This window comes from Geodermatophilus sp. SYSU D00965, from assembly GCF_054050075.1.
In genome coordinates this window covers 65261-77806 of record NZ_JBJGYQ010000006.1, presented here as the reverse complement: position 1 = coordinate 77806, position 12546 = coordinate 65261, and the positions used below count along the sequence as shown (strand labels likewise).

The window sequence follows — 12546 nt, the reverse complement described above, 5'->3', positions numbered from 1 at the left end:
GCGGGAGCGCGCGGTGAAGCGGGCGGCGTTCCGGCTGCAGCCGGTCCTGGAGCTGCGCCGCACCGAGGAGCGGGCCGCTGCCCTGGCGGCCGCGGAGGCCGCGCGCGCGGCGGCCGAGGCCGACCGGCGGGCGAGCGAGGCCGAGGCCGCGCTGGGCTCCGTCGTCCCCACGGGGCCCACGTCCTCCGGCGCGTTCCGCGCCGCGATGGTGCTCGCGCGGGTCGCGGCGGACGACGCGGCGTCGGCCCGCGCGCTGGCCACCGCCTCCGCCGAGCAGGCCGAACTGGTCCGCGCCGCCTGGACGGCGGCCGCCCAGCGGACCAAGGGCCTCGAGCGGTTGCGGGAACGACACCTGCAGACGGTGCGACTGGCCGAGCAGGCTGCCGAGGAGAGGACCGTGGACGACCTCGTCACCGGCCGCTCCGGCCGCCGCGCCCCCTCCGGGGAGGTGCCGTGGACGGACTGACCGCCGTGCAGGCCCGGATCAGCGAGATCCAGGCCCGCTTCGTGTCCCCGGTCCGCACGTCGACCAACGCCGCCTGGACGTCGGCGGCGACCGCCGCGGGCCTCACCGGCACGACCGCGACGACCGCGGCCGCGACCGGCACCGCGTCGGCGGCCTCGGAGCGGGCCGTCGTCGCCGAGGCGCAGAAGTACCTCGGCGTGCCCTACCTGTGGGGCGGCACCGACCCCGCGAGGGGGCTGGACTGCTCCGGGTTCGTGCAGCTGGTCTACGGCAACCTCGGCGTCGACCTGCCCCGGACGTCCTCCCAGCAGGCCACCGCCGGCACCGCCGTCGCCTCGCTGGCCGACGCCCGCCCCGGCGACCTGGTGTTCTTCGACCACTCGTCCCGGCCGGGCATCGACCACGTCGGCATCTACCTCGGCGACGGCAAGATGATCGCCGCCCCGCAGGAGGGCGAGACGGTCAAGGTGCAGTCGGTCGGCGACCCCGCCGTCATCCGCCGGGTGCTGCCCGCGCAGACCGCCGCCACCGGCTCGGCGGCGAGCGGCTCGCTGGCCGGCGTCCCCTACGCGAACCTCTTCACCGCGGCCGGCGCCCGGTACGGCGTCGACCCCGCGCTGCTGGCGGCCGTGGCGTCGCAGGAGTCCGGCTTCGACGCCTCGGCGGTCTCCCCCGCCGGCGCCCAGGGCCTCATGCAGTTCATGCCGGCGACGGCGCAGGACCTCGGCGTCGACGCGTTCGACCCGGCGTCCGCGGTGGACGGCGCCGCCCGCTACCTGAGCCGGCTCACCGACCAGTTCGGCTCGACCGAGCTGGCCCTGGCCGCCTACAACGCCGGGCCCGGGACGGTGCGCCGCTACGGCGGCGTCCCGCCCTACACCGAGACACAGGACTACGTCCGCTCCGTGACCAGCAAGGCGGAGGCCTACCGATGACGACTCCCGCTGTGACGGCGGCTCCGCTGCCCGCCACCCCGGCCGCGCCCGCCACCGCGGCGCCGGGCGGGGCCGAGCGGTTCGCCTCCGCCCTCGACGACGCCGTCGCCGACGGCCGGGGCGGCGCCCGCGACCGGGCGACTCCCGGAGAGGTGGACGGCGCCGCGGAGACCCCCGCCGGCGACGCCGGGACGACCGCGCCCGACGAGCAGGCGCCGGCCGACGCGCCGGTCCTCCCCGCCGGCATGCCGCCGGGGCTGTGGGCGCTGCTCACCGGCCTCGGTCCCGGCGCGGCCGCGCCGACGCCCCCCGGGCAGTCGGCGGCCTCGGCCGTTCCCGGGGTGGGGGCTCCGGCCGGCGCGGGAGCACCTCCGGGAGCGGCCGCGACCGCCGGAGCGGTCCCCGCCGGCGCGGCGCTGCCCGGCGGCGGCACCCCGGCGGGCACGGTCCCGCTCCCCACCGCACCCTCGGCTGCGGGTGTCCCGGCCGCAGCGCTGCCCGGCGCCACCCCGTCCTCCGACGTCCTCCCGGGCGCGGCGCCGTCGGCGACGGCTCCGCCGACCGCCCAGCTGCCCGCCGGGGTGGTCCCGGCGGCGACCGGGCCGGCCGCCGGGGCGGGCGCCGCCCTCCCGCCGGGCGTGGTCGTCGTGACCGCGCACGAGGACGGGACGCCGGCGTCCAGCGCGCCGCCGGCCGCCGCGGTCGCACCCGCCACGGCGCCCGCGGACCACGCGGTCGCGTCCGGTCCGGTGCCCGCCGCGACCGAGGAGGGCGAGCCGGTCGCCGCGTCGCCTGCCACCGGGCTCGTCGCACCGGGGTCCACGCCCACCGCGCCGGTCGGTGCCGCGGCCGTGCCGGGTGCCCAGCCCGCAGCCGACGCCGGCCCCTCGCCGGCGGGCACGCAGGTCGCCCAGCACGTCGCCGTCCTGCGGAACGGCCCGGACGGTGCGCACACGATGACCGTCGTCCTGACGCCGGAGGCCCTCGGCACCGTCGAGGTGCAGGTCACCCTGACCAACGGCGCGGTCGACCTGACCCTGCGCGGCGCGACCGAGGCCGGCCGGGCGGCCCTGCTCGACTCGCTGCCCGACCTGCGGCGCGACCTGCAGAGCGCCGGCCTGACCTGCACCAACGCCTCCGTCGACCGGGACCCGGGCAGCGCCTGGACCTCGGCCCAGCAGCAGGCCGCCGGCCAGCAGGGCGGCCGGCAGGGCCCGGGCAACGGCTGGGCGCAGCCGCGGCCGCGGTCCGCAGACACCGGCGAGGGCCGACCGGCCCCCGCCCCGACCTCGTCCGCGTCCACCGGCGTGGACGTCCGCGTCTAGAGGGAGCGACGAATGACGAACCCCGTGAGCGGCACGAACGCCACGTCCTACACCGCGCCCACCAGCACGATGAACCGCACGGACCAGATGGGCAAGGACGTGTTCCTCAAGCTCCTGGTCGCCCAGATGCGCTACCAGGACCCGTCCAACCCGGTCGACAGCAGCCAGATGATGTCGCAGACCGCGACGTTCACCCAGGTCGAGAAGCTCGAGCAGCTGGCCGACCAGAACGCCTCGCTGCTGGCCCTCCAGCGGGCGACCAGCGCCGGGGCGATGGTCGGCCGGACGGTCACCTACACCGACTCCACCGGCGCGAGCGTCACCGGGGCGGTGAGCTCCGTGCGGCTCGGCACCGACACCTCCGAGGCCGTCGCGATGGTCGGCGGGGTGGCGGTGCCCATGGGCCGGGTCACCGCGATCTCCGAACCCCCGGCGTCCGGCTCCGCCTCGACGTCGTCCTGACGCCCCGCCCCCCGAGCTCGTCCCCCACCAGCGACTTCCCCCACCCGACAGACCACGAGGAGAACCCCGTGCTCCGCTCCATGTTCTCGGCCATCTCCGGCCTGCGCGCCCACCAGACCAAGATGGACGTCACCGGCAACAACATCGCCAACGTCAACACGGTGGGCTACAAGACCCAGACGACCGTCTTCGAGGCCGCCCTGTCCCAGATGCTGCGGGCCGGTGGCGCGCCGGCCGAGGGCAGCGGCGGCAGCAACCCCGCGCAGGTCGGCCTCGGCGTCAAGGTCGCCGGCATCAGCACGAACTGGTCGCAGGGCGCCACGCAGACCACCGGCCGCTCCACGGACTTCATGATCGAGGGGGACGGCTTCTTCGTCGTCCAGTCGGGCAACCAGCAGCTGTTCACCCGCTCGGGGTCCTTCGGCTTCGACGCGGCGGGCAACATGATGACCGACGGCGGCTCGATCCTGCAGGGCTGGTCGGCCGACGTCGACGGCGTGATCGACGCGAACGGCCCGATCGGGCCGCTGAGGATCCCCTTCGGCCAGGGCACCGCGCCCCAGGGCACCGGCGCCGGCACCGTGCAGGGCAACCTCTCCGCGGCCGCCGAGGTCGGCAAGCAGGTCGAGAGCTCCATCACCATGTACGACGACCTGGGACGGGAAGTCCCGGTCACCTTCCTCTTCGAGCGGACCGCCACCGGCTGGTCGGTCAGCGCCACTGGTCCCGGCACGCCGCCGGCCGACCTGATGACCGCGCCGGTCGCCCTCACCTTCGACAGCGCCGGGAACCTCACCGCCCCCACCGCCGTCGCCCTGAACGACCTCCCGGCCGGCTGGACCGGGCCGGTGAGCATCGACGTCACCGGGGTGACGCAGTACGGCAGCCCCACCACCGTCTCGGCGGTCGACCAGGACGGCTACAGCGCCGGTGTCCTGGAGTCGTTCAGCCTCGGCAACGACGGCACGATCACCGGGGTCTTCTCCAACGACCAAACCAAGGTGCTCGGCCAGCTGGCCCTGGCCACGTTCGCCAACCCCGGCGGCCTGGAGCAGGCCGGCAGCACCACCTACCGCCCCGGGTCCAACTCGGGCCTCGCGCTGATCGGCCAGGCCGGCACCGGGGGCCGTGGTGTCCTCAACGCCGGTGCGCTGGAGATGTCCAACGTCGACCTGGCCGAGGAGTTCACCGGGCTGATCGTCGCCCAGCGCGGCTTCCAGGCCAACAGCCGCGTCATCACCAGCAGCGACGAGATCCTGCAGGACCTGGTCAACCTCAAGCGCTAGTCCGTCGGCCCGCCTGCAGGGCCGTTCCCGTACGTCACCCGGCGGCCCGGCCCCTCCTCGGAGGGGCCGGGCCGCCGTGCGTCCGGGCGTCGTCCGCCCCGTCCGTCACACCGTTCCCGCAGCTCACCCCAGGGGGTGAGGCGGACCGTTCGGCTCAAGCCGGGTCGCCGCCACGCCGATGACAACGACAGCCGGGCAGCGCCGCCGCCGTGCCGCCGCCCTCCCCTCCCCGACCGATCCGTGAGGACCACCCCGTGATCCGTGTGACGCGCCTGAACGGAGAGCGGTTCGCGCTCAACCCCGACCTCGTCGAGAGGGTCGAGGGCCACCCCGACACCGTCGTCTTCCTCGTCGACGGGACGAAGTACGTCGTGGCGGAGAGCGTCGAGGACGTCCTCGACGAGATCCGCGAGTACCGCGCGAGCATCCTCGCCACCGCCTACGAGATGGACCGCGGCACCTACCGCTCCGGGTCCCGCCCGTCGGCGGACGACGCGAGCGCCTCCGTCGTCCCCTTCCCGGCCCGCGAGGAGCGCTGACCCGTGGATCCCGCCACCCTGATCGGGTTCGCCATCTCGCTCGTCGCCCTGGTCGTCTTCATGATCCTCGAGGGCGCCGACCCGACGTCCCTGATCTTCCTGCCGGCGATCGTCCTGGTCGTCATCGCGACCTTCGGTGCGGCGGCGGCCAGCCAGACGATGGACGACCTGAAGAAGGTCGGCAAGTGGTTCAAGATGGCCGTGCTCCCGGCGAAGGTGCCGCCGCCGACCGAGCAGATCCAGACGCTGGTCAGCCTCGCCGAGAAGGCCCGCAAGGAGGGTCTGCTCGCGCTGGAGGCCCAGGTCAAGGCGATCGACGACCCGTTCCTGCGGCGCGGCCTGCAGATGGGCATCGACGGAACCGACCCGGAGGAGCTGCGCACCGTCCTCGAGTCCGAGATCGCGGCCAAGAAGGCCGAGGACAAGGTCGCCGCCAAGTTCATGAACGCCATGGGCGGCTACGCGCCGACCATCGGCATCCTCGGCTGCATCGTCGGCCTGATGAACGTCATGGGCAACCTCAACGACCCGGAGTCGCTGGGCCCGATGGTCTCCGCGGCCTTCATCGCCACGTTGTGGGGCGTCATGGCGGCCAACTTCTGGTTCCTGCCGATGGGCGCCAAGATCCTCCGGGTCAGCGAGCTGCAGGCCGCCCAGATGGAGCTGCTCGTCGAGGGGATCACCGAGATCCAGGCGGGCACCAGCCCGCGGGCCGTCCGGCTCAAGCTGACCTCGCTCGTGCCGCCGGGCTCGCTGGCCAAGGAAGCGGCCTGACCTCGTGAGCACTGGTCACGGCCGCCGACGCGGCAAGAAGCACGAGGAGCACGAGGAGCACGAGAACCACGAACGGTGGCTGGTGTCCGGCTTCGACATGATGACGCTGCTGTTCGTGCTGTTCGTGGTGCTCTTCGCGATGAGCAAGGTGGACGAGCAGAAGTTCGCCGCCCTGGCCAAGGGCATGGCGGACGCCTTCGGCGGGCCCATCGCCGTACAACCCGGGCCGACGCCGGAGGGCTCGGTGCTCGACGGCCTGCCCGGTGCGGTCGACATCGCCTCGGCGATCGCCCCGGATCAGACCGTCGAGCAGGCCGAGGTCGACGCCGCGGCCGCGCAGGCCGCGCTCGCCGAGGCCCAGCGCGTCGGGGCCGAGGCCCAGGCCGAGTACGACGAGCTGGCCGCCGCGCGGGACCGGATCGAGTCGGCCCTGCGGATGGCCGGCTACGAGGACGCCGCCCGCTTCGAGATCGACGAGCGCGGGCTGGTCGTGCACATCGTGGCCGACCAGGTCCTCTTCGACGCCGAGGAGGCGGTGCTGCGACCGGAGGGCCGTCGGATCCTCGACGCGATCGCCCCCACGCTGCGCGCCCTGCCCAACGACCTCGGCGTCGAGGGCCACGCCAACCACCTGCCGGTCACCCCCGGCGGGCCCTGGCCCTCGAACTGGGAGCTGTCGGCGTACCGCGCGACCACCGTCGTCCGCCACCTGGCCGGGGACGGCGTCCCGCAGGAGCGGATGGTGGCCAACGGCTACTCCGACACCCGGCCGCTGGTGCCGGACTCGGACCCGAACGCCGTGACCGTGAACCGCCGCGTCGACGTGGTGGTCATGTCCGACGCCTCCGCGGAGGCCAACGAGTTGCTGCCCGGCCTGGACGCCGGTGCCCAGGAGGAGACCCATGGCTGAGAAGAGCAAGAAGACCGAGGAGACGCCCGAGGACGGCGAGGCCGCGGGTGGTGGCAAGAAGAAGCTCCTGCTCATCGGCCTGGTGGCGGTGCTCGCCCTGGCCGGCGCCGCGTACTTCTTCCTGTTCGCCGGCAGCGGCGAGGCCGCGGCCGAGGAACCGGTGGCCGGGGAGGTCCTTCCGCTGGACTCGATCGCGGTCAACCTCGCCGGCGGCGGCTACCTCAAGGTGGGCATCGCGCTGCAGCTCACCGAGGCGGCTGCGGGCGGTGGCCACGGGGGCGCCGCCGTCGACGGCTCCAAGGCCCTCGACCTGGTCATCGCGACCTACTCGCAGGCCCAGCCGGCCGACGTGACCGGCGCCCGCGACGCGCTCAAGGAGTCCCTCGAGCACAAGATCGTCGAGGCCTACACCGAGGACGGCCACGAGATGGTCATGGGCGTCTACCTCACCGAGTACGTCACCCAGTAGCCCCGGGCGACCGGCCTCACCCGGGGTCGGCGCCCCCAGTGGACCCGGGGGCTGTCGTCGAGCGCACGCCCCAGTCGTCACAGCCGCCCCACCCGCCCGCCCTGACCGGCAGCGCCTCGCGCGCCGGTCAGGGCGGAGTCGTCTCCCGCCGATGGGAGGGGGGTGACCCGCCCCGAGAACGGACCGGCGCCCACCGGGCGCAGCCGGCGCGGCGAACCCCGCACCTACGACTTCCGCCGGCCGACCAAGCTCTCCCGCGAGCACGTCCGCGTCCTGCAGATCGCCCAGGAGGCGTTCGCCCGCCAGGCCACGACCGTGCTCACCACCATGCTGCGCACCGGCGCCCGCATGGAGCTGCTCGGGATCGAGCAGCACTCCTACGACGACTACGTCGCGACGCTGCCCAACCCGCACTTCGTCGTGACGTTCACCCTCGAGCCGCTCGCCGGCAAGGGAGTCCTGGCCTACCCGCTGGAGATCGCGATGGCCAGCGTCGACCACATGCTCGGCGGCTCGGGAGCGGCCGACCAGCCCGACCGGCCGATGACGCTGATGGAGACGACCATCACGAACCACCTGCTGACCCGGCTGCTGCAGGAGTTCACCGCCTCCTTCGCGCACATCGTCGACCTGCAGCCGGAGCTCAGCGAGGTCGAGTACAACCCCCAGCTGGCGCAGGCCGCGGCCGGCTCGGACACCGTCATGGTGGCCACGTTCACGCTGGGCGTCGGCAGCCGCGCCGGCGAGGCCACGCTGGTGCTGCCCTTCTCCGGGTTCCAGACCGCGCTGAACAACGCGGCCTCCCCGCACCTGTCCGAGTCGGCCCAGGCCACGCGCCGCCGGGCCCTCGCAGCGCTGACCGAGCGGCTGACCATGGTGCCGGTCGAGGTCGGCGTCCGGTTCAGCCCGCTCGAGGTCTCCTCCGAGGACCTGCTCTCCCTCGCCGTCGGTGACGTGCTGCTGCTGCGGCACCCGCAGGACGCGCCGCTCGAGGTCACGACCAACGACGTGACGTTCGCCTACGCGATCGCGAGCAACCACCGCCGCCGGCTCGCCGCGGCGATCGTCCCCACCCCGGCCACCACCCAGAAGGACACCGCATGACCGCCTCCGTGGAGCACGCCCAGGCCTCCGAGACCGTGATCGCCGTGGTGGCCTCCGCCGCGCGGGCCGCGGCTGCGCTGGTCCCGGCCACGGCCGAGCTGGTGCCCGGCACCCCGGTCAACGACCCCGACGCCGTGCTGCTGCCGGCCGAGGCCGCGACCGCGGTCATGGCCCGGCTGTCCGGCGAGGTCAGCGGGGACGTCGTCCTCGTGGTGTCCGCCGAGATCGCCGACGCCCTGGCCAACTCCCCCGTCGGCCCGATGGACGTCGCCGCCGCGCTGCGCCCTGCCCTGGAGGCCGCCGCCGCGACCCTGGGCCGGGTGCGGGTGGACTCCGAGCGCACCGAGGACCCCGACACCGCCATGGACGGGCTGCGGGACAAGGGCATGTTCGTCGCCGTCCCGCTGCTCGCCGGCGGCACCACCGTGGAGGCGACCCTCGCGCTGCAGGTCACCCTCCCCCAGCCGCGCGCCCGGCGCGGCAGCCTCGACCTGCTGCGGCACGTGGCCATGGAGGTCACCGTGGAGATCGGCCGAACCCGCATGACCGTCGGCGAGCTGCTCTCGCTGCACCCCGGAGAGGTCGTCGAGCTCGACCGCGCGGCCAGCGCCCCGGCCGACCTGCTGGTCAACGGCACGCTCATCGCCCGCGGTGAGGTCGTCGTCGTCGACGAGGACTTCGGCCTGCGGATCAGCGAGATCGTCACTGACGCCGGCGAGGTCGCCCCGTGACGTGGATGATCATCCGGCTGCTGCTGTCGCTGGCCTTCGTCGGCGGGGTGCTCTGGTTCGCCGCGCGGCTGGCCAAGAAGCGCGGCCTGGGTCAGGGCAACGGCCTCATCGAGGTCGTCGCCCGCCAGCGCATGGGGCGGGCGAGCAGCGTCAACGTGCTGCGCATCGCCGACCGCGTGCTCGTCGTCGGGGCCACCGAGGAGCAGGTGACCCTGCTCGCCGAGGTCGACGGCGACCTCGTCGAGGAGACCCTGCAGGAGCGGCAGGCGGCCCTCGCCACCCGGACGCCGGCTCCCGTCGGCGCGGGCGGGCTGGCCGGCTCGGTGTTCGACCGCAACGGCTGGACGTCGTTCGTGCAGCAACTGCGGGAGCGGACGGTCCGCCGCTGATGACCTCCTCCCCCGCGCCCACCCGGGGCGCCCCGTTCGCACGCCGCGCGGGCCTGGTCCTGCTGCTGGTGGCCTTCCTCGGCGTGGTCCTCACGCTGCTGGCCGACCCCGCGTCGGCCGCGCCCACCGCGCCGACGCCGCCCACCGACCCGACCGCGCCGGTCGTGCCCGCCGTCGACGGCGGGGTGGACATCTCCGTCGGCGGCGGCAGCCCGAGCAGCTCGGTGACGCTGATCCTCGCGATCACCGTGCTGTCCGTGGCCCCGGCGGTGCTCCTCCTCGCCACCTCGTTCACCAAGATCGTCGTGGTGCTGTCGCTGACCCGCAACGCGCTGGGCATGCAGTCCTCGCCGCCGAACACGGTCATCACCGGCATCGCGCTGTTCCTGACCCTGTTCGTGATGGGGCCGGTCCTCGGCGACATCAACGAGAACGCGGTGCAGCCCTATCTCGACGGGCAGATGACGGTCTCGCAGGCCTACGACGTCGGCGTCGTCCCGCTCAAGGAGTTCCTGCTCGACAACACCCGCCAGGACGAGCTCGAGCTCATGGTCGGCCTCTCCGGGGAGGAGGCGCCGGCCGACCGCGAGGCGGTCAGCATGACCACGCTGGTGCCGGCCTTCGTCCTCTCCGAGCTCAAGAGCGCCTTCATCATCGGCCTGGTCGTGTTCATCCCGTTCCTGGTGCTGGACATGCTGGTCAGCGCGGCGCTCATGGCGATGGGCATGATGATGGTGCCGCCGGCGATTGTGTCGCTCCCGTTCAAGCTGCTGCTCTTCGTGGTGGTCGACGGCTGGGCGCTGATCACGACGGCGCTCGTGGGGAGCTACTCATGAGCGAGCTCGCGAGCGCATCGATGAACACGGCAGCGCCGCGAGCGACGGCGACGAGCGCCAGCGAGGAGTCGTCGTGAGCGACGCCGACGTCACCGAGATCGCCATCCAGACGATGATGGTGGCCGCCAAGGTGGCGGCCCCGGTCCTGCTGACCGCCCTGCTGGTCGGCTTCCTCATCTCGCTGTTCCAGGCAGCGACGCAGATCCAGGAACCGACCCTGTCCTTCGTGCCGAAGATGATCGCCGTCGCGATCGCCCTGCTGGTCACGGGCAACTGGGTGCTCTCCGAGCTGGTCAGCTTCACGCACGGCCTGTTCGACACGCTGCCCCGGCTGCTCGACCGGACCTGAGGCGCACGCCATGGACCTCGAGGTCCCGGCGGGCACGCTGGCGGCGCTGCTGCTCGGTACCGCCCGGGCCACCGGCTTCGTCCTGCTCGCCCCGCCCTTCAACACCCGCAGCATCCCGGCCCCGGTCAAAGGCGCCCTCGCCCTCGCCCTGTCGGTGGCGCTGCTGACCCGGATCTCCCCGGAGATGCCCGAGCCGACCGCCGGCTTCCTCGTCGTCGGCGCCATCACCGAGGTCGTCATCGGCGCCGCTCTCGGCTTCGTCGTCCAGGTGCTGTTCGCCGCCGTGCAGTACGCCGGCGACCTGATCGACCTGACGGGCGGGTTCTCGCTGCAGCCGGCGTACGACCCGCTGTCGATGGCGACCAGCTCCTCGATCGGCCGGCTGCACTACCTGCTCGCCACCACGCTGCTGTTCACCAGCGGCGGCCACCTGCTCATCGTGCGCGGCTTCGCGACCTCGTACGAGGGGCTGCCGGTCGGCGCCAGCGTGCCCACCGAGCAGCTCGGGCACGTGCTGGTGACGGCGTTCTCGATGATGTTCCTGGCCGCGCTGCAGATCGCCGGGCCGATGGTGGCGGTGCTGCTGCTGGCCGACGTCGCGCTCGGGCTGCTGAGCAAGGCCGCGCCGCAGATGAACATCTTCGCCCTCGGGTTCCCGGTCAAGATCATGATGACGCTGGCCCTGCTGGGGCTGACCTTCCCGCTGCTGCCGCCGGCCCTCGACGCGCTGCTGGACCATGCCGCGCGGGCGATGGTCTCCCTGCGGAGCGGCTGACCCGTGGCTGAGGCGGTGGCCTGATGGCCCAGGACGGCCCGGGTGGTGAGAAGACCGAGAAGCCCACTCCCAAGCGCCTGAAGGAGGCGCGCAAGGAAGGGCAGATCCCGCGGACCCAGGAGCTGGGCACCTGGGCGGGGGCCGCGGCGGCCAGCGTGCTGCTGCCGATGCTGGTGGGCAACGCCTACGACTCGGTCGGCGCGCTGTTCGTCCAGGTGGGGTCGGTGGCGACACACCCCGAGGCGGAGGCGGTGTCCGCGCTGCTCGGGCAGGCGCTCACCACGTTCCTGACCACCCTGCTGCCGATGGCGCTGGGGCTCATGGCCGTCGGCGTCCTCACGTCCGCGGCGCAGGGCGGGGTCACCGTGTCGAGCAAGGCGATGAAGCCGTCGCTGAAGAAGCTCAACCCGTTCCCCGGGATGAAGCGGATGTTCGGCACCCACGGGTGGTGGGAGGCCGCCAAGGCGCTCATCAAGACCGCGGCGCTGGCCACCGTCGTCGTCGTGACCGGGGACGACGCCATGGCGCTGGTGTCCTCGGCCGGGGCGCTGCCGCTGTCGTCGGTGGCGGCGACGTTCAGCGACTCCGCCGTCCTCATGCTCCGGGTGGTGGCGGGCACCGGGCTCGCGATCGCCGTCGCCGACTACGTGGTCGTCCGCCGGCAGATCATGAAGAAGCTCAAGATGAGCCGGTACGAGATCCAGCAGGAGCACAAGCAGTCCGAGGGCGACCCGCACGTGAAGGCGCAGCGCCGGTCGGCGCAGCTGGCCATGTCGCGGAACCGGATGATGAGCGAGGTCGCCACCGCCGACGTCCTGCTGGTCAACCCCACCCACGTCGCGGTCGCCCTCAAGTACGAGGCCGAGCGCGGGGCGCCGCGGGTGGTGGCCAAGGGGGCCGACGAGGTCGCTGCCCGGCTGCGCGAGCGCGCCGAGGAGGCCCGGGTGCCGATGGTGCAGGACATCCCGCTCGCCCGCGCCCTGCACGCCTCCTGCGAGCTCGGCCAGGAGGTGCCCGCCCAGCTGTTCACCGCGGTCGCGCGGGTGCTGGCCTTCGTCATGCAGCTGTCGGCGCGCGGCGTCCGGGGCGGGTTCCACCGGCCGGGGTTCGAGGCGCCCGACGTCGCGGGGCTGCCGAAGGCCGGCCGCCGCCGCGTCCCGCTCGACCAGTAGCCCCCGCCGGCCGGCGCCGGTGGG

16 protein-coding genes are annotated in these 12546 nt (G+C 73.8%); all 16 read left to right on the top strand.

What is annotated here, in order from left to right:
- The first annotated feature begins 13 nt into the window (after positions 1-13).
- Positions 14-466: a flagellar export protein FliJ gene (locus ACI789_RS07395; RefSeq protein ID WP_456918718.1), complete on the top strand. Its 453-nt coding sequence runs from the start codon at positions 14-16 to the stop codon at positions 464-466.
- Positions 454-1401, top strand: coding sequence for a transglycosylase SLT domain-containing protein (locus ACI789_RS07390; RefSeq protein WP_457007588.1), 948 nt, complete (start codon positions 454-456; stop codon positions 1399-1401). Before ACI789_RS07395 ends, ACI789_RS07390 begins: the two co-directional genes overlap by 13 nt.
- On the top strand, positions 1398-2726 hold the full coding sequence (locus ACI789_RS07385; RefSeq protein WP_457007586.1) for a flagellar hook-length control protein FliK: 1329 nt from the start codon (positions 1398-1400) through the stop codon (positions 2724-2726). The genes ACI789_RS07390 and ACI789_RS07385 overlap by 4 nt, the downstream gene beginning before the upstream one ends.
- 12 nt (positions 2727-2738) lie before the next feature.
- Entirely contained in the window at positions 2739-3188 is a 450-nt protein-coding gene (locus ACI789_RS07380) for a flagellar hook assembly protein FlgD (protein WP_457007584.1), read from the top strand.
- A 68-nt stretch (positions 3189-3256) separates the two neighbouring features.
- A complete protein-coding gene (locus ACI789_RS07375; protein ID WP_457007582.1) occupies positions 3257-4474 on the top strand; it encodes a flagellar hook protein FlgE in 1218 nt (405 codons plus the stop codon).
- A gap of 254 nt (positions 4475-4728) precedes the next feature.
- Positions 4729-5013 carry a flagellar FlbD family protein gene (locus tag ACI789_RS07370; RefSeq protein ID WP_457007580.1) on the top strand — a complete coding sequence of 95 codons (285 nt, stop codon included), beginning with the start codon at positions 4729-4731 and terminating at the stop codon, positions 5011-5013.
- 3 nt (positions 5014-5016) lie between these two features.
- Complete coding sequence (locus ACI789_RS07365; protein ID WP_457007578.1) at positions 5017-5787, top strand: motility protein A; 771 nt, start codon at positions 5017-5019, stop codon at positions 5785-5787.
- A gap of 4 nt (positions 5788-5791) precedes the next feature.
- A complete protein-coding gene (locus tag ACI789_RS07360) occupies positions 5792-6697 on the top strand; it encodes a flagellar motor protein MotB (RefSeq protein ID WP_457007576.1) in 906 nt (301 codons plus the stop codon).
- A complete protein-coding gene (locus ACI789_RS07355) occupies positions 6690-7166 on the top strand; it encodes a flagellar basal body-associated FliL family protein (protein ID WP_457007574.1) in 477 nt (158 codons plus the stop codon). The genes ACI789_RS07360 and ACI789_RS07355 overlap by 8 nt, the downstream gene beginning before the upstream one ends.
- A gap of 162 nt (positions 7167-7328) precedes the next feature.
- A complete protein-coding gene (locus tag ACI789_RS07350) occupies positions 7329-8270 on the top strand; it encodes a flagellar motor switch protein FliM (RefSeq protein WP_456920912.1) in 942 nt (313 codons plus the stop codon).
- On the top strand, positions 8267-9001 hold the full coding sequence (fliN, locus tag ACI789_RS07345) for a flagellar motor switch protein FliN (RefSeq protein WP_456920913.1): 735 nt from the start codon (positions 8267-8269) through the stop codon (positions 8999-9001). The genes ACI789_RS07350 and fliN overlap by 4 nt, the downstream gene beginning before the upstream one ends.
- Positions 9002-9006: 5 nt before the next feature.
- Entirely contained in the window at positions 9007-9390 is a 384-nt protein-coding gene (locus ACI789_RS07340) for a FliO/MopB family protein (protein ID WP_457007889.1), read from the top strand.
- Positions 9390-10226, top strand: coding sequence for a flagellar type III secretion system pore protein FliP (fliP, locus tag ACI789_RS07335; RefSeq protein ID WP_457007572.1), 837 nt, complete (start codon positions 9390-9392; stop codon positions 10224-10226). The genes ACI789_RS07340 and fliP overlap by 1 nt, the downstream gene beginning before the upstream one ends.
- A 73-nt stretch (positions 10227-10299) precedes the next feature.
- Entirely contained in the window at positions 10300-10575 is a 276-nt protein-coding gene (gene fliQ / locus ACI789_RS07330) for a flagellar biosynthesis protein FliQ (RefSeq protein ID WP_456920915.1), read from the top strand.
- Between the two features lie 10 nt (positions 10576-10585).
- Positions 10586-11350 carry a flagellar biosynthetic protein FliR gene (gene fliR / locus ACI789_RS07325; protein WP_457007570.1) on the top strand — a complete coding sequence of 255 codons (765 nt, stop codon included), beginning with the start codon at positions 10586-10588 and terminating at the stop codon, positions 11348-11350.
- A 23-nt stretch (positions 11351-11373) separates the two neighbouring features.
- The gene (locus ACI789_RS07320; RefSeq protein ID WP_457007568.1) at positions 11374-12522 is read left to right on the top strand and encodes an EscU/YscU/HrcU family type III secretion system export apparatus switch protein; all 1149 of its coding nucleotides are present in this window, start codon (positions 11374-11376) and stop codon (positions 12520-12522) included.
- The last annotated feature ends 24 nt before the right edge of the window (positions 12523-12546 follow it).

Excerpts from the sequence above, each read along its gene's own strand:
- ACI789_RS07355 (WP_457007574.1), top strand. The coding sequence starts at position 6,690 with ATGGCTGAGAAGAGCAAGAAGACCGAGGAGACGCCCGAGGACGGCGAG.
- fliP (WP_457007572.1), top strand. The coding sequence starts at position 9,390 with ATGACCTCCTCCCCCGCGCCCACCCGGGGCGCCCCGTTCGCACGCCGC.
- fliR (WP_457007570.1), top strand. The coding sequence starts at position 10,586 with ATGGACCTCGAGGTCCCGGCGGGCACGCTGGCGGCGCTGCTGCTCGGT.
- fliN (WP_456920913.1), top strand. The coding sequence starts at position 8,267 with ATGACCGCCTCCGTGGAGCACGCCCAGGCCTCCGAGACCGTGATCGCC.
- ACI789_RS07380 (WP_457007584.1), top strand. The coding sequence starts at position 2,739 with ATGACGAACCCCGTGAGCGGCACGAACGCCACGTCCTACACCGCGCCC.
- ACI789_RS07340 (WP_457007889.1), top strand. The coding sequence starts at position 9,007 with ATGATCATCCGGCTGCTGCTGTCGCTGGCCTTCGTCGGCGGGGTGCTC.
- ACI789_RS07385 (WP_457007586.1), top strand. The coding sequence starts at position 1,398 with ATGACGACTCCCGCTGTGACGGCGGCTCCGCTGCCCGCCACCCCGGCC.
- ACI789_RS07320 (WP_457007568.1), top strand. The coding sequence starts at position 11,374 with ATGGCCCAGGACGGCCCGGGTGGTGAGAAGACCGAGAAGCCCACTCCC.